Consider the following 17,176-nt stretch of genomic DNA (forward strand, 5'->3'; position numbering starts at 1 on the left):
TCATAACTAGACACACCAAAAACTGAGATGAAAATTAAATCTATTTTAGTTTCGCAACCTGCTCCTAATGAATCTTCACCATATTTGGAGATTGCAAAAAAGGAAAAAATCAAAATTGATTTCAGACCATTTATTCATGTCGAAGGGGCAGATGCCAAAGAACTAAGAACACAGAAAATTGACCTAGCCCAGTATACTGGCGTTATTTTTACTAGCAAAAATGCTATTGATCACTATTTTCGTCTAGCAGAAGAAATGCGTTTTGCAGTGCCAGATGCTATGCGATACATATGTCAATCAGAAGCTATTGCTAACTATTTACAAAAACATATCGTCTATAGAAAACGAAAAATTAGCTTTGGTGAGAAGACCTTTGCTGACCTTTTGCCAATTCTTAAGAAGCATCACACCGAAAAATATATATTACCATCTTCGGATATGATGAACGATGATATTACCAGAACTATGAATGCCTCTGGTGTAGAATGGACAAGAGCAATTATGTATAGAACAGTATGTAGTGATCTTACAGATATTGACATCGATTCTTACGACATGCTTGTATTTTTTAGTCCACAAGGGATTAAATCTCTAGGTCTTAATTTCCCTAACTATAAGCAAGAAGATCGCAAGATTGCTGTTTTTGGACCAACTACTCAAGCTGCAGCGCAAGAAAATAACCTTCGTGTAGATATGATGGCACCAACTAAAGAAACGCCATCTATGACTATGGCTGTAGAAAAATACATCCGTAATATTAATAAATAGATATTTTTTATCTACAAACTATACAAACCACTTATCCTTTTAGGAAGGTGGTTTTTTTATTAGTTTTGCTTAACCTTAGATTTAATCTAAATAATCTTAAAAAGAATGAACGCTCCTAAAGCAAGAAAAATAGAACACTATATTAATACGCATAATGATAACCGTTATGATCCTTATTATTGGCTTAACCAAAGAGAAAATCCCGATGTTATCCAATATCTTAATGACGAAAATGCTTATGCAGAACATGTCATGAAGGATACAGAAGGTTTCCAGGAAGTTTTATTTGAAGAAATGAAAGCGCGCTACAAAAAAGACGACGAGTCTTTGCCTTATTTCTTTAATCAGTATTGGTATATTGTCCGGTATGAAGATGGTAAAGAATATCCTATTTTTTCTAGAAAATATCAGACTCTTGATAATGCAGAAGAAATCCTTTTGGACGTAAATATTTTAGCTGAAGGCGAAGATTTCTTCGAGATTGGAAGTCTGTCTGTAAGTCCTGACAATAAGACGTTGGCTTTTTCTGCGGATAATGTTGGGAGAAGGATTTATAAAATCTTTTTCAAGGATCTGACAACCCAAGAGATTTTTCCTAATTCAATAGAAAACAACACAGGGAAAGCAGTTTGGGCTAATGATAATCAGCATATTTTTTATATCAGAAAAGACGAAAGTCTTAGAGCATATCAGATTCTTCGCCATCAATTGGGGACAGAAAGTAGCAATGATGTCTTGGTGTATCATGAAGAAGATGACACCTTTGATGTAAGTGTTTTCAAAACTAAATCTTTAGAATATATTTTTATCGCGGCATCTAGCACTAATGAGGATGAGCAACGCTTTATTCCTGCTAATGATGTTAATGCTGATTGGACGATTGTACAACCCAGAACCGAAGATTTAGAATATTCTGTGGAGCATTACGAAGATGATTTTTATATCATTACCAACGCCGATGATGCAACTAATTTTAAAATTATTAAAACAAAAGTTGCCACGCCTAACCTAGAAAACTGGCAAGATTACATTCCTCATCGCGATCATGTTTTATTAGAAGGTTTCGAGATTTTCAAAAATTATTTCGTGATCGAAGAGCGTGAGCAAGGTCTTCTTCAGATTAAAATCATGGATCAACAAAAAGGAGAATCTTATTATTTACCTTTTAATGATCCAACGTATACGGCTTATATTGGACTTAATTTAGAATTTGACACCGAAATATTACGTTACGGCTACACCTCGCTTACGCAACCAAGTTCTACCTATGAGTATAATATGACGGATAAAACCACTAAGCTTCTAAGACAACAAGAAGTTTTGGGCGGTAAGTTTTCTCCAGATAATTATATTTCTGAAAGAATTTGGGCAACGGCTAGAGATGGCAAAAAAGTACCAATTTCTTTGGTTTATCATAAAGATACCGTAAAATCTAGCGACACGCCACTTTTACTCTACGGCTACGGAAGTTACGGCCACACAGTAGATGCAACGTTTTCTAGTGTGAGATTATCTATTTTGGACAGAGGTTTTATCCATGCGATTGCACACATTAGAGGAGGCGAATATCTGGGTAGAGAATGGTATGAGGATGGAAAAATGCTTCAGAAAAAGAATACTTTCTTTGATTTTATTGATGCTGCCAAACATCTTATTGATAGCAATTACACATCTTCTCAACATCTTTATGCGATGGGAGGCAGTGCTGGCGGGCTGTTAATGGGCGCGGTGATGAATTATAATCCAGAATTATTTAATGGTATTGTGGCGCAAGTTCCGTTTGTGGATGTGGTGACCACCATGTTGGACGATACGATTCCGTTAACGACTGGAGAATATGATGAATGGGGAAATCCCAACGAAAAAGAGTATTATGATTATATGAAATCTTACTCGCCATACGATAATATCGAGGCTAAAGATTATCCTAATACCTTAATAACTACAGGATTTCATGATTCTCAGGTACAATATTGGGAACCGGCAAAGTGGACTGCAAAATTACGTGATATAAAAACAGATAATAATCTTTTGATCTTCAAAACAGATATGAGTTCTGGTCACGGTGGCGCGAGTGGTAGATTCGAAAGCTTAAAAGAAATTGCTTTAGAATATGGCTTTTTATTAAAATTAGAAAATCAAGTAAAATGAACGACGCAGAATATTGGAAAAAAATAGAACAATTTTTCGAAGATAACTTCGAAACAGAAAAAAATCCTCCTATAGAGACTTTATTATTTCTGATTGGCATCCAAGAATTAGGAAGCGGCACGCAGAAATTTACTAAAGATGACAAAGTTAATCTCATCCACATTGCGGTTTGCAGATTGCTAGAACCTTTTGGTTACTATAAATTCTCTCATTATGTAGAAGGCTGGCCTCATTATGAGACCTTAGAAGCTTTGCCAGAGCTTAGACCTAACGAGCAAGCAATCTTGATGAAGAAAGCCATCATACAATATTTTCAGGATGAAGAAATAGCATTAGCATAAGACCGATTGTTCGGTCTTATTTTTTAAAATATCAATTATAGATACAATTTGTTAGTATCCTAAAAGCATCATTTCTATTATGTTTCTGAAAAAAATGTTAAAAAAAAGAGTTTTAAGACAATCAATACAATTTTTTAGCACAATTTTTGTTTAAGCAACATCGAAATGTTTAATTTTAACTTTTCCAAACTTATTTTAATGAACAATAAATTCATCCCAATTATTTCTGTTTTCATGACGATCTCTTTAATAGTGTTCGTCTCTTTACAGCTATATTGGATTAAAGAATTATACGGCGCGCTAGAGCAAGATTTTTCTAACAAAGTTTATTCGGCTTTAGAAACTTCTACAGAGAAGGTCAACAAGCTAGAAGTTGACAAATATATCAACGGAGAATATAAGAACTTAGGGAAAGAAATTGTCAGCAATAGTAATAAGCCAACGCAGACTTACATTCAGCAATCCTCAGATTCTGCCAATAGATCTTCAATTTTATTTCAAAAAAGTATTATTGAGAAACAAAAAATTCCGATTTCTAAGCAAGGAGATTCTTTGGATATCACTAAGCTTTATAAAGATGAAGGCTTGTATCGTATGAAAAAACGAACGCCAGAATTATTAACAACGCAGATTAGCAAAGACTTAGATAACAGCACCTATACGCTTAATGAGTTTGCAAAGCTTAACGCGTCCAACTTACCACTTGAGAAGCGTGTGGATGCTAAAATCATAGATTCTGTACTGACTAAAGAATTAAAATTAAAAGGAATTGATACTAAATTTGGATTCGGGATTATCGATAAAACTAATAAATTATCATCCATAACTAATAATACGTATCTGGATCAAAAAGATAAATCCAATTACACCTATCCACTTTTTACAGATAGCAAAGACAGGACTTTATATACATTGGCTTTAGTTTTTCCGAGGAAAGATTATTCTTTAGCAAAGCACAATTTGCCAATGTTGCTCGGTACTTTTATCTCATTGTTGACGATTTTGGGGATTTATATTATCTCGATTAATTATATGATGCGTCAGAAAAAAATTGCAGATATCAAGACGGATTTCATCAACAATATGTCGCATGAATTCAAGACGCCGTTGGCAACGATTTCTGTGGCAACAGACTCTTTATCTAATGATAAAATTGCAACCAATCCTGAGAAGGTCAAGTATTATTCGGGATTAATAAAGCAAGAAAATCTTAGGATGAAAAAGCAAGTAGAAAACGTTCTTAATATGTCAAAATTAGAGCGTAACGAGATGCAATTATTCCTTAAAGAGACCAATGTTAGAGAGTTTATCAAGAAAATTACAGAATCTTTCCGATTAATCGTAGAAGAAAGAAAAGGACAATTAACGACCAACTTTACGGCGGAAAAATATAATTTTAAAATTGATGAATTCCATATTTCTAATGCCTTAATTAATTTGTTAGATAATGCCAATAAATATTCTCCCGACACACCAATTATCAACCTGAAAACAAGCAACGAAGGCAATTGGTACGTGATTGATATTTCTGATAATGGCATGGGAATGGATACTGAAAATAAATCTAAAATTTTCGAGAAATTCTTCCGAGAAGAAACCGGAAATATTCATAATGTAAAAGGACAAGGACTTGGTTTATCATACGTCAAAAAGATTGTAGAAATCCATAAAGGCGTTATAACTGTAGAGTCAGAGAAAGGAAAAGGAAGTGTATTTACTCTAAAATTACCAATGAGTTAATCACAATTATAAAGAAGAATTAAAAATAAATCGTAAAACAAAAAAAGATATGAGCAACAGAATATTATTAGTAGAAGACGATCAGAGTTTTGGCGCCGTACTAAAAGATTATTTAAGCATTAACAACTTCGATGTGACACTAGCGACTGACGGAGAAATGGGCTTAAAAGAGTTTACAGAAAAAGAATTTGACATCTGTATTTTCGATGTAATGATGCCAAAAAAAGATGGATTTTCTTTAGCTGAAGATGTTAAAAAAATAGATAAAAATACGCCTATTATTTTCTTAACTGCAAGAAATATGCGCGAAGATATTCTTAAAGGTTATCAGCTTGGAGCAGATGATTATATCACAAAACCTTTTGATACAGAGTTGCTTTTATATAAAATTAAAGCGATTCTTCAGAGAAGTGCAGTGTTAGAGAATGAAGATCAAGAGCAGTTCAAGATCAGTAATATTTTCTTTGACTCAATGTTGAGACAACTAAGAGTTGGTGATAATGAGTATAAATTATCTCCTAAAGAAAACGAATTATTAAAGCTGCTTTGCATCCACAGAAACGACTTTATGCCAAGAGATCTTGCCTTAAGAAAAATCTGGAAAAAAGAAAATTACTTTACCGCAAGAAGTATGGATGTTTACATCGCAAAACTTAGAAAATTACTTAAGGAAGACGACGGTTTAGAGATTATCAACGTTCACGGTGAAGGCTTTAGACTGCTGGTAAAAAACTAAAATCTTTTGTATCTTTGAGAAAATAGAAATCATGAAATTACAGATTTATAGCCTCTTATTTCTTGGACTAATTATTACATCTTGTTCTAAAAAGCAAGATGATAATAACAACAAGCCAGAACAATCTGCGGCAACATCTTCTCAAGATAACAAAGTGACGGATGTAACAACAGAAAACAGTCCAACAACTAATGCTGTAGCGCTTAATCCAGAACATGGACAGCCAGGCCATCGTTGTGACTTGCAAGTTGGACAGCCTCTTAACTCGGCGCCACAACAAGCTCCCGCACCTGTTGCCACGCAAGGTTTAGGTTTTAATACCAATCCTAATGCACAACCAATAGCAGCACCCAATAATTCTGGACAAGTTGGTAAGCCAGCTCTTAATCCGCCACATGGTGAGCCTTATCACAATTGTGACATCCAGGTTGGAGAGCCTCTTTTATAAAAATTAAAGCCTGTTTTTTAGCAGGCTTTTTTCAAAATTAAATTTATGACGCGATTTATTATATTTTCAATTTTATTAATATCATTATCGGTTAATGCCCAGCAAGACGTGGCTTATGCTTATGTAGATGAAGGCGAAATAGGAAACTGGGTTTTCAAACATGAAAAAGGTGATGATGTCAAAATTTTTGTGGACGAAACCAAAGTTAGAGATCTTCCCAACCTTACCGCTTCTGTAACCGTAGATGTTCTTCCCCAGAATAAATCGGTTAAAATTATAGAAGTTACGGGAGCAGTTACCACATTAGGAGAACGCTCTGCCAATTGGTTTCGTGTGTCGTATGACGGAAAAACAGGTTTTATATGGGGCGGAAATCTTGCCATTGGTTATCATAAAGCGGGCGAATCTGAGTTCGTTTTCGGGGTACCAAGTACAGAAAAATTGTATGATGAATTCAATACACCTTACAATAGATTATCGGCAAGTGTCAAATATTTTAAAAACGGAAATCTTATTGATGAAAAGAAATTTGATGCAGGAATTTCTGAAAACCTCAACGGACAATCTTTTACGGTAGAAAAAGCAGTACGTCTAAAAAACGTTAATTATACGATTAATGCTTCCGTAGCTGGCGAAGCTTGCGCCATCCCAACGTACGAACAAAATTATTTTGTAACCAACGATGGTTTAATTAGTCTTCCTAAAACCGTTTCTGTATCAGATGCTGGCGTGTTTCATCATTCAGAATCAATACAATTTCCATCTAAAAGTAATAAGCTGAAAGAGCAATTTCTTTATGTTTTGGAAGAAGCCGAAACTGATGAAAATGATAAAAGCACTGGCGAAAAAGTGACCACAACCTATTCTTGGGACGGCGAACAATTTCAATCAGTAAAAACAAAAAAAGAAGCCATCAAATCTTGATGGCTTTATACTATTTACTCGCGAGATGCAAGCTTTCATTGTCTTGATTGGCGGGTTTTAGCCATTCTGATTGACTTAAATATTGTTGGTCCGGATAATAGATAAACAATAATGTTTTGTCTTTAATTGTGTTAATAATTGGTTCTGCAAGTGTTCTTGGTACCGCAGGACAACCCCAACTTCTACCCAATCTTTTTTCGGATTTTATAAAATCTTCACTTACATAATCTGCACCATGCATTACAATAGCGCGTTGCATTGCCGCATCATTGTAACCTTTGTCCATGCCGATTAATTTAAGAGAATAGCCATTGCTGCCGTTATACGTCGTTTCTGTAACGTAAAAACCAAGGCTCGATTTGTGAGAACTTTCTATGTTAGAAAATGCGGTGGCAAATTCTTCTCCAGTTCCTTTGCCATGCGCCACTAAAGAGTTGAATAATACTTTCTTTTCGTTAAGATCAATCACCCAAAGTCTTTTCTTATTGGATGACAAACTAAAGTCACAAATGCTTAATAAATGGGCGTTATCTTCTAACTTACCTGCTTTTTTTAAGTTTTGAAATCCCTGATAGGCTTTATCAAAAACATCAAAACTTAAAGAACTTTCAGCGTCAAAAATAATGCTTTTATAAAGCTCATCTGTCGTTGCAATACGTGTGGACTTAGTCTTTTCCGAAGGACTTAGAGAGATTAACTCGATTTTTTCTTTCTTTATAGCATCTTCTTTTACCGCTTTGCTCGTGTAGAAAGATGTGCTTAAAAGATAGACTAAAACCAATGTTAATGGGAATTTCTTCATGCTTTACCTTTATGTTAAACTTATTTTAGCTTGGCAAAATTACAATTATATCAAAACCAGCAGATTATATCAACCAAAGTTTAACTTTATTTTAATAAACTTTAACGCAAAACTTATTTTTTGTGAAAATTTTAAGAAATTAAATAAATGATTGATTTCTAACATAATATAAATCATATCGTTATTCAAAATAAATAATTAATTTTGCACAATATGGCAAGACGCATTTACCTTCTAATAATGTTGTTCTGTTTAGGAATTATGATTTATCCTAAGCAGAATTTCAGTGTAGAAGTTGCTAAGATGTCTTGTTGCGAAGCTTCTACCAAAGAAGATCATTGCGGTACTGATGCTACCAAAAAACAGCACAACTGCGAAAAAAACAGCCATAAGTCAGGTGACGAAAAATGTAATGATAAGTGTGCAAGTTGTCATACTTGTGCTGGATTCTTTACTGGTTTTTTCATCAAAAACTTCGAAACCAATATTACAAAGCCTATTTTTTTAGGGTACAAAAATTTTGGTTATACTTTTCCTAATTTCCTCAATCAATCCGCTAATATCTGGCAACCGCCCAAGCTTGGATAATTTCTTTGTAGACTTTATTTAATCCATAAAGTCATTTTTAAACTTTAAAATTCATCTTTTTTAAATTGAATTTCAATGCGTTATCGTGTCTTGAAGTTCATTGAGATGATTATGATCCTATTAATTTACAAACCAATGAAATTTATCCATAAAAGTCTTATGACTTTATTTGTGCTGTTGTTTTCTATCAATACATGGGCACAATCTATCATCCAAAAAGAGCATTATTCTGTAAAAGGAAATTGCGATATGTGTAAAGCCAGAATAGAAAAGGCTGCCAAAGAAGCTGGTGCAACTACCGCTAATTGGATTGGCGAAGAGCAAATGCTTTATATTGACTTTGATACCTCTAAAACAGACGCAGACAAAATCTTAAAAAAAGTTGCTGATGTAGGTCACGATAACGAAAAGTACCAATCATCTGATGCTACTTTTAGTAAACTTCCTAAATGTTGTATATACGACAGAGATCTAGCTTTCGGGCAAGCTAATCCTAAAGTTCATACTGATAAAAAAACACCGAAAACTACAGATCACGGACATCAACATCAAGATGGAGACGACCATAGTGATCAGAAAAACACCCAGATTGACGGTGTATCTATCATCAAAGCTAAAGAAGCAACAGCACTTAGCAGAAAAGAAGTTGGACTAACCTTCAACATCGATTCTAAAGAATTATTGAAAGCAGCTTGTTGTAATTTATCAGAAAGTTTCGAAACCAATGCGACAGTAGATGTGTCTTTCAGTAATGCTGTGACGGGAACTAAACAATTAAAAATGTTAGGCCTTGATCAAAAATATACCAGTCTTACCAAAGAATTATTACCAGAAATTAGAGGTCTCGCTTCTCCTTATGGACTTAATTTTATCCCTGGAAAATGGATTGGAAGCATCCAACTAACTAAAGGAGGAAGTACTGTAACCAACGGTTATGAAAGCATTACTGGACAAATTAATACCGAATTACTAAAATCTCATGATGATAAGCCATCCACGGAGATTAACTTATTCGCTGATTTTGAGTCACGTACAGAAGCTAATATTACACATACATCGCCACTGTCAGAACATTGGACCCAGAGTATTTTATTACACGGAAACGGCACTTTCGGAGATACTGATATGAACCATGATGGTTTCTTAGATCGTCCAAAAGGGACACAGCTTAATGCAACTTATTTATTGAATTACAATGACCTAGATCATACAGGATTAGGGACGCATTTCGGGATTAATTTTGTCCAGGATCAAAGAACAGCGGGTCAGATTGGCTTCAACAAAAGAATTCCGCAAAAAGATCAAAATCTTTACGGCGTTGGGATTGACATTTCTAGATTCCAAGCTTGGAACAAGACCGGCTATGTTTTTAAAGGAAAACCTTATCAGAGCATCGGTTGGATGAATCAGTTTACCTATCATCAGCAAGATAGCTTCTTCGGGCTTAGAAATTACTATGGCGAGCAGAGAAGCTTTTACTCTAATTTAATCTTCGAAAGTATCCTTGGCAATACCAATCATAAGTATAAAGTTGGCGCAAGTTTCTTGTATGATGATTATAATGAATTATATCTCCTAGACCAATATAAGCGCACAGAAAGAGTGCCTGGATTGTTTGCAGAATATACTTTGACTGGAACCAAATATACTTTGGTCGCTGGTGGTAGAGTCGATTTTCATAATTTGGCGGGGACACAGTTTACGCCAAGACTTAATTTTAAATATGATTTGGCACCAAAAACAATTTTGCGATTATCAGCAGGAAAAGGATTCCGTACGGCGAATATCTTTGCAGAAAGTCAACAATATTTTGCTTCTAATCGTCAAATTGAAATTCTTAAAAATGGTGGCGATATCTATGGTCTAAAACCCGAAATCGCTTGGAATTATGGCATAAGCTTACAACAAGAATTTAAACTATTTAATAGAAAATCTTCAATTGTTGCAGATGTTTTCAGAACGGATTTCCAAAATCAAGTTTTAGTAGATCTTGATGCTTCTTCTAGAAAAATATTATTTTATAACCTAGACGGAAAATCTTTTGCCAACAGTATCCAGACGCAGTGGGACTTTATTCCGGTAAGGAATTTGGATGTTAGATTGGCTTATAAATATTATAATGTGGAGGCTGATTACTTATCTGGGAAAAAGAAAATCCCTTTTATGCCAACGCACAGAGGATTTTTTAACATTGCATATTCTACCAACAAAACAGAAAAAGGAGGTTTCTGGAGTTTTGATGCTACCTATAATTGGATCGGGCAACAAAGAATTCCGCATACTTATGACAACCCTTCTGAGTTTAGGCTAGCAGATTATTCTAAGCCTTATTCTACGGTTAATGCTCAAGTATCTAAGAATTTTACTGATAAAATTAGACTCTATGCTGGTGGCGAAAACTTAACTAATTACAAACAAAATAATGCAATTATGGATGCTAAAAATCCATTCGGGAATTATTTTGATGGTGGTATGGTCTATGCACCAATTATGGGAATTAACACTTATGTTGGTGTGGATTTCAAATTCTAAAATTATTTTTTAATACGTATAAAATCCGATCTGTAAAAGGTTCGGATTTTTTTATGGTAAATAATTTGCTATGAGGTATGAATAACAAATACATTCACTACTTTTATACTTCAAAAAAACATGATGAACGCTATTAAACTACCTTTTATTGTAAAACTATCCTTAGTTGTTGTCAGTATTATTGGCATTGGCTACCTCATAAAACTTGGTCAAAGCATATTGGCGCCTTTTTTTCTTGCCTTTTTGCTCGCCATGCTTTTCGTGCCTATTTCTAATTTTATGGAGAAAAAGTTCAGGTTTTCTCGCGGATTATCTTCTATATTTTCAGTCCTTATTATGGTACTTATCATATGTGGTTTGGGGTATTTTTTCACTTCTCAATTAGCTAACTTCAGTGAGGATATCCCTAAGTTGAGCCAACAATTTGAGACTGTATTTCACAACATACAAGTCTGGGTTTCTAAGACTTTTAACCTTCAGATTAACAAACAATTTGAGTATATTAATGAAGCATTTAACAAGTTACTTTCTTCCACAGGTCTTATATTAGGTTTCACTTTTAGTATATTTTCTTCAGGAATAGGATTTCTATTTTTCTGTCTTTTGTTCTTTATATTTATCCTTAATTATAGACGAGTTCTTAATACTTTTATCATTAATGTTTTTGATGCTAAACATGAACTAAAAGTCCAAGAAATTGTTACAGAGATCCAAATGATGACCAAAAAATATATTACAGGATTATTAATTCAGGTTGTTATTGTCTCCATATTAAGCTCTCTTATGTTGACCATTTTGGGTGTAAAATATGCGATACTTCTTGGTGTATTAACGGGCCTTCTTAATGTCATCCCCTACATTGGGGTACTAATATCTCTAGTCATATCTATGTTTATTGCTTTTGCAACGGGAGAACCCATTACCTGTCTTTATGTCGCTATAGGTTACATTGCAGTACATGCTATAGATGGAAATCTAGTCTTACCTTTTGTTGTAGGCTCTAAGGTAAAAATTAATGCTTTATTCTCTTTTATCGGTATATTAGTTGGAGAGCACCTTTGGGGGATTTCTGGTATGTTTCTTTGTATCCCTGCTATGGCAATTTTTAAAATTATTTTTGAACGGATAGAACCTCTCAAACCTTGGGGAAAACTTCTCGGAGAAGATGAAAAGTAAACAAAAAAGGTTTCGAATATACTTCGAAACCTTTTTTTTATTTAGTACTAATTTTTAATCTTTTTGAAACTCTAAGCTAACAGAGTTCATGCAATATCTTGTGCCTGTTGGCGGCGGTCCGTCATTAAAAACATGACCTAAATGAGAATCACAACGTTTGCAGAGAACCTCAATTCTCTCCATTCCGTAAGAAGAATCTCGCTTGTAGATGACACCTTCTTTATCAGCTTCAAAAAAACTTGGCCACCCGCAAGAACTTGCAAACTTAGAACTTGATCTAAAAAGATGATTACCACAGACCGCACAATAATACTCTCCAATCTCGTCGTACTCATTATATTTCCCAGTAAAAGCTCTTTCTGTCGCCGCTTCTCTAGCGACTGCATAAAGATCTGGTGCTAATATTTTTTTCCATTCTTCATTAGAAACGGTCAATTTAGTTTTATCTGTCCTAGAATAGTAAGGATTGGTATGCTCTTCCATTTTTTCTTTTTTAATAGGTTGTTGCACCTGCGAACATTGTTGCAGTATAAAAATTGAGAATATTGAAATCAGAAATTTCATTTTTTTAAAATTCAAAATTACACAAAAGCACTGAATCCTGTGATAGATCGTCCAACAATTAAAGAGTTAATCTCTTTAGTCCCTTCATAAGAATAAATGGCCTCTGCATCGGCTACAAATCGTGCAACATCATATTCTAATAAAATACCATTTCCACCCATAACTTCTCTCGCTCTAGAGACAATATCACGCGTTCTTAAGGTACAAAAAACTTTAGCCAAAGACGCATGTTCATCTTTTAATATACCTTCATCCTGCATCTCTGACAATCGGAAAACCATGGTTTGCATTGCCGTTAGATTGGATAACATCTCCACAAGATGACCTTGTATCATCTGGAAAGAAGCAATAGGTTTCCCAAATTGTTCTCTCGTTCTGGTATAATCTAATGCGCTTTCATAAGCGCCTCTAGCGCAACCTGTAGCCATCCAAGCAACGCCTGCTCTTGTCATTCTCAATACTTTAGAAGTGTCTTTAAAAGAATTGGCATGTTGTAATCTATTTTCTTCTGTAACGATACAATCTTTTAAAGTAATTAATCCATTTTGGACAATTCTTAGCGCCATTTTACCTTTAATTTTTTCTACCGAAAATCCTGGATTATCTTTCTCTACAATAAAACCTTTGACTTCACCATCCTCTACGTTTCTTGCCCAGATGATAATGACATCTGCAAAAGTGGCATTACCTATCCATTTTTTTTGACCATTAAGAATCCAACCTTCTTCTGTCTTTTTACAAGTCATGGTTAATCCTCCAGCAGCGCCCGATCCTACTTCTGGCTCAGTTAGACCAAAGGCGCCAATTTTCTCGAATTTCTGCATTGGTGGTAGCCATTTTTGTTTTTGTTCTTCTGAGCCACACATATAGATAGATCCCATCGCAAGCCCTGACTGAACGCCAAAAAATGTTGCAATAGACGCATCAATCCTTGCCATTTCCATCGCAAGTATGCCTTCCATCAAGAATGGTAAATTGGGACAACCATAGCCTTCATAGGTAACACCGCAGATATTGAGCTCTCTAAACTTAGCGATTAACTCAAAAGGAAACTCATCATGAAGCCAATAATTATTGACAATAGGCTTTACTTCTTTCTCCATAAAAGCTCTCACCTTAAGCTGGATTTCTCTGTGTTCTGGCGATAAAGTATGATAGATATCGTAAAAATCTCCATCTATTGGAGGTAATTCTTTTTTAGTTTTTTTGGGATCAAGCATTTTCATTAATCCGCTTAATTGCTTATCATCCAACTTAGAGAATCCGCTCATTAACTTAGGCAAATCTACTTTTTGAGAGATTGCACTAAGTTGTTCGAAATCAATATTTTTAAAAAGTTCTACTATATTCCTGAATTTAGAAAATGTTGACATAATTGTATTTTTTTGGTGTTAGATAAAAACTACAAAGATTATTCCTAAATGTGAAAAAAGATTAATCATTACAATTTATATATAAAACCATTAAACAAAATTTACAAACAATTGATTTTCATTAATTTAAAATTGTAAAACAATCTTTACAAAGATATCACAAGGAGATTACAAAACTTAGATTCATTTTATTTTGAGATTTGAAATAACTAAAAATATCAATTATGAAATCAATACTAAAAACACTAACTGGCTTTACCTTAATTAGTTTTAGCCTAATTGCTTGTAAAAAAGGCGAATCTAATGATTATGCGTCTTCATCTTCTATTTCTGAAGAAAAAATGATAACAACGGACAGTGTATCTATTGCGGCAAATCAAGAAATCGAAGGTAAAAAATTTGTAAAAACAGCCGAAGTCGATATGGAAGTCAAAAATGTCTATGACGCTACAATTTCTATTGAAAAAAGTCTGAAGGAACTCGGTGGATTTGTCACTAACAGCCGATTGGTCGCACATACTTTATCAGAAAACACGTATAATACCTCAGACGAGTCCGCAGTTTTGGTTAGAAAATATCAAAATGAAAACCAAATGCAAGTGAGAGTCCCAACCGAAAAATTAGGTGAGTTTTTGACTATTATTAATGATAAAAAACTATTTCTTAACGCCAGAGTAATCACTGCTTCTGACGTCACTGCTAACATAAAAATGGCTGAATTAGACCAAAAAAGATTAGAAAAAACTAGCGAAAATATTGCTCAGCTCAAAGCCACAAAAGACAAAGTAAATCTTGCCGACACCAACATGGATCTCGCTAATCAACAGAAAATATCGGACATTAACCTCACCGATCAGCTAAAATACAGCACTGTAGATATTTCTATAAAAGAACCAAAAACAAGTGTTGCAGAAATCCCAATTACCAATATCAAAAACATCGATAACAAGTATAAAAGTAACTTTTTTTTCGAGGTCAAAAATGCTTTGGTAGAAGGCTTTTACCTTATTAAAGAAATTATTGTTTTCTTCATTTCTATTTGGCCAATAGTATTAATTAGTAGCCTAGTTTTATACATTTTCAAACGAAAAAAGTTAAATTTCAATCATTCTAAATCTTCAAAATAAAAAATCTAAATCATTATAAATATCAACCTTTGCAAAGTATTTGTGAAGGTTTTTTTAACATTTTTTATAAAATAATTATCAAAAACTCATATCAAAAAGCATCTCTTTCATCCATCTATTTTCCTTAAATTTGTAGCTTAAACTATAAGAAACATGCTATCTAGAATAAATCCATTACAAACCAAGGCTTGGAAGGCTTTGGACGAGCACTTTTCTCAAAACGATTTCGAAATGCGAAGCTTGTTTCAATATAATCCTAATCGTTTTGCAGAGTTTTCTATCCAAAGACCTGATTATCTTTTTGATTATTCTAAAAATTTAATCGATGCAAAAACCAAAGAATTACTAATTAATCTTGCCGAAGAATGTGAGTTAAAGGATGCTATTGAGAAGATGTTTTCTGGTGATAAAATCAACGAAACCGAAAACAGAGCTGTTCTTCATACGGCATTGCGTGATTTTTCTGATAAAGAAATTTTAGTAGATGGCGACAATATAAAACCTCAGATCAGAAAAGTTCTTAATCATATGAAGACCTTTTCTGAAAAGCTTATTTCTGGCTCTCACAAAGGCTTTAGCGGAAAAGAGATTACTGATGTTGTTAATATCGGCATTGGTGGTTCTGACCTTGGGCCAGTAATGGTCGTGTCGGCGCTTAAGCATTTTAAGACAAGATTAGATGTTCATTTTGTGTCTAATGTTGATGGCAATCATATTGCTGAAGTGGTTAAAAATCTTAATCCAGAAACAACATTATTTATTATTGCTTCTAAAACTTTTACCACACAAGAAACCATGACCAACGCACTATCTGCGAAGGATTGGTTTTTACAATCTGGAGCCAGTCAAGAAGATGTTGCAAAGCATTTTGTGGCGTTATCTACCAATGTAGAAGCTGTGAAAAACTTCGGGATTGCAGAAGATAATATTTTCGAATTCTGGGATTGGGTTGGCGGTCGTTATTCTCTATGGAGCGCGATTGGATTAAGCATTGTATTGGCAGTTGGATACGATAATTTTGAGCAATTATTAAAAGGAGCTCACGAGACTGATATTCATTTCCAAACGGCAGATTTTGCAGAAAACGTACCTGTTCTTATGGCATTGCTTGGCATTTGGTACCGTAATTTTTATGCAGCAACATCTTATGCTATTTTACCTTATTCTCAATATCTAGAACGTTTTGCAGCTTATCTGCAACAAGGTGATATGGAAAGTAATGGCAAATGTGTGGACAGAAATGGTGACTTTGTAGAGTACGAAACTGGACCAATTATCTGGGGAGAACCAGGCACTAATGGACAACACGCTTTTTATCAATTAATCCATCAAGGAACTGAGTTAATCCCAGCTGATTTTATTGCTTACGCCAAATCTTGTAATGCAGTATCTGATCATCAACCAAAATTGTTGGCTAACTTTTTTGCACAGACAGAAGCTTTAGCATTCGGAAAAACAGAAGAAGAAGTTATCACCGAATTAACATCGGAAGGTAAGTCAGAAGATACCATAGAGAGATTAACCAATTATAAAGTTTTCCATGGTAATACCCCAACTAATTCTTTATTAATTAAGGAATTAACACCTTTTTCTTTAGGTCAATTAATTGCACTATATGAGAACAAAATTTTTGTACAAGGCGTCATCTGGAATGTCTTTAGCTTTGATCAATTTGGTGTAGAATTAGGAAAAGTTTTAGCTAATAAAATTTTACCTGAGTTAGAAAATAACAATAATATTACATCACACGATTCTTCCACTAATGGATTAATCAATTATTATAAAGGGAATAAGTAAAAATATCAATCAAAAGAATCTGATGATAATCGAGTGATCATGAAAGTAAGCTCTTTTATCTAAAATCTAACTTTTGATTTCGGCAATCTAATAAAAAAGTAAAAAGAAA

Annotated in this window: 15 protein-coding genes; 12 read left to right on the forward strand and 3 right to left on the reverse strand. The window is 34.1% G+C overall.

The features are described from left to right. Positions 1-27 precede the first annotated feature (27 nt). From ACQQ6V_RS10910 to ACQQ6V_RS10940, 7 genes are all read left to right on the forward strand, one after another. The gene (locus tag ACQQ6V_RS10910; RefSeq protein WP_448845552.1) at positions 28-768 is read left to right on the forward strand and encodes a uroporphyrinogen-III synthase; all 741 of its coding nucleotides are present in this window, start codon (positions 28-30) and stop codon (positions 766-768) included. Between the two features lie 105 nt (positions 769-873). Next, positions 874-2,919 carry a S9 family peptidase gene (locus tag ACQQ6V_RS10915; protein ID WP_448845553.1) on the forward strand — a complete coding sequence of 682 codons (2,046 nt, stop codon included), beginning with the start codon at positions 874-876 and terminating at the stop codon, positions 2,917-2,919. Continuing rightward, on the forward strand, positions 2,916-3,260 hold the full coding sequence (locus ACQQ6V_RS10920) for a hypothetical protein (protein WP_448845554.1): 345 nt from the start codon (positions 2,916-2,918) through the stop codon (positions 3,258-3,260). Before ACQQ6V_RS10915 ends, ACQQ6V_RS10920 begins: the two co-directional genes overlap by 4 nt. Positions 3,261-3,458: 198 nt before the next feature. After that, positions 3,459-5,000: a sensor histidine kinase gene (locus ACQQ6V_RS10925; RefSeq protein ID WP_448845555.1), complete on the forward strand. Its 1,542-nt coding sequence runs from the start codon at positions 3,459-3,461 to the stop codon at positions 4,998-5,000. Between the two features lie 49 nt (positions 5,001-5,049). Further along, positions 5,050-5,736, forward strand: a complete 687-nt coding sequence (locus ACQQ6V_RS10930; RefSeq protein ID WP_448845556.1) for a response regulator transcription factor — start codon at positions 5,050-5,052, stop codon at positions 5,734-5,736. A gap of 31 nt (positions 5,737-5,767) precedes the next feature. Then, on the forward strand, positions 5,768-6,184 hold the full coding sequence (locus ACQQ6V_RS10935; protein WP_448846221.1) for a hypothetical protein: 417 nt from the start codon (positions 5,768-5,770) through the stop codon (positions 6,182-6,184). 45 nt (positions 6,185-6,229) lie between these two features. Continuing rightward, positions 6,230-7,108, forward strand: coding sequence for an SH3 domain-containing protein (locus tag ACQQ6V_RS10940; RefSeq protein WP_448845557.1), 879 nt, complete (start codon positions 6,230-6,232; stop codon positions 7,106-7,108). Positions 7,109-7,118: 10 nt separating this feature from the next. Here the strand turns inward: ACQQ6V_RS10940 and ACQQ6V_RS10945 are convergent, their stop codons facing one another. Then, positions 7,119-7,910, reverse strand: coding sequence for a murein L,D-transpeptidase catalytic domain family protein (locus ACQQ6V_RS10945; protein ID WP_448845558.1), 792 nt, complete (start codon positions 7,908-7,910; stop codon positions 7,119-7,121). A gap of 213 nt (positions 7,911-8,123) precedes the next feature. Between ACQQ6V_RS10945 and ACQQ6V_RS10950 the strand changes: the two genes are divergently transcribed. From ACQQ6V_RS10950 to ACQQ6V_RS10960, 3 genes are all read left to right on the forward strand, one after another. Continuing rightward, on the forward strand, positions 8,124-8,498 hold the full coding sequence (locus tag ACQQ6V_RS10950) for a hypothetical protein (RefSeq protein WP_448845559.1): 375 nt from the start codon (positions 8,124-8,126) through the stop codon (positions 8,496-8,498). Positions 8,499-8,609: 111 nt separating this feature from the next. Next, entirely contained in the window at positions 8,610-11,030 is a 2,421-nt protein-coding gene (locus ACQQ6V_RS10955) for a TonB-dependent receptor domain-containing protein (protein ID WP_448845560.1), read from the forward strand. A 120-nt stretch (positions 11,031-11,150) separates the two neighbouring features. After that, positions 11,151-12,206 (forward strand): AI-2E family transporter, encoded by a 1,056-nt coding sequence (locus tag ACQQ6V_RS10960; protein WP_448845561.1) that lies wholly within the window; start codon positions 11,151-11,153, stop codon positions 12,204-12,206. 54 nt (positions 12,207-12,260) lie between these two features. On the opposite strand, the gene msrB is transcribed toward ACQQ6V_RS10960, so the two are convergent. Together msrB and ACQQ6V_RS10970 are read right to left on the reverse strand one after the other, a co-directional pair. Further along, positions 12,261-12,770, reverse strand: coding sequence for a peptide-methionine (R)-S-oxide reductase MsrB (gene msrB, locus ACQQ6V_RS10965; RefSeq protein WP_448845562.1), 510 nt, complete (start codon positions 12,768-12,770; stop codon positions 12,261-12,263). Positions 12,771-12,787: 17 nt separating this feature from the next. After that, on the reverse strand, positions 12,788-14,143 hold the full coding sequence (locus tag ACQQ6V_RS10970; RefSeq protein WP_448845563.1) for an acyl-CoA dehydrogenase family protein: 1,356 nt from the start codon (positions 14,141-14,143) through the stop codon (positions 12,788-12,790). Positions 14,144-14,367: 224 nt separating this feature from the next. Here ACQQ6V_RS10970 and ACQQ6V_RS10975 point away from each other — a divergent pair, with 224 nt between their 5' ends. Continuing rightward, entirely contained in the window at positions 14,368-15,270 is a 903-nt protein-coding gene (locus ACQQ6V_RS10975; protein WP_448845564.1) for a DUF4349 domain-containing protein, read from the forward strand. A 153-nt stretch (positions 15,271-15,423) separates the two neighbouring features. Further along, entirely contained in the window at positions 15,424-17,067 is a 1,644-nt protein-coding gene (pgi, locus tag ACQQ6V_RS10980; RefSeq protein ID WP_448845565.1) for a glucose-6-phosphate isomerase, read from the forward strand. Positions 17,068-17,176: the final 109 nt, after the last annotated feature.

It is taken from the genome of Chryseobacterium electrogenes, from assembly GCF_053553015.1.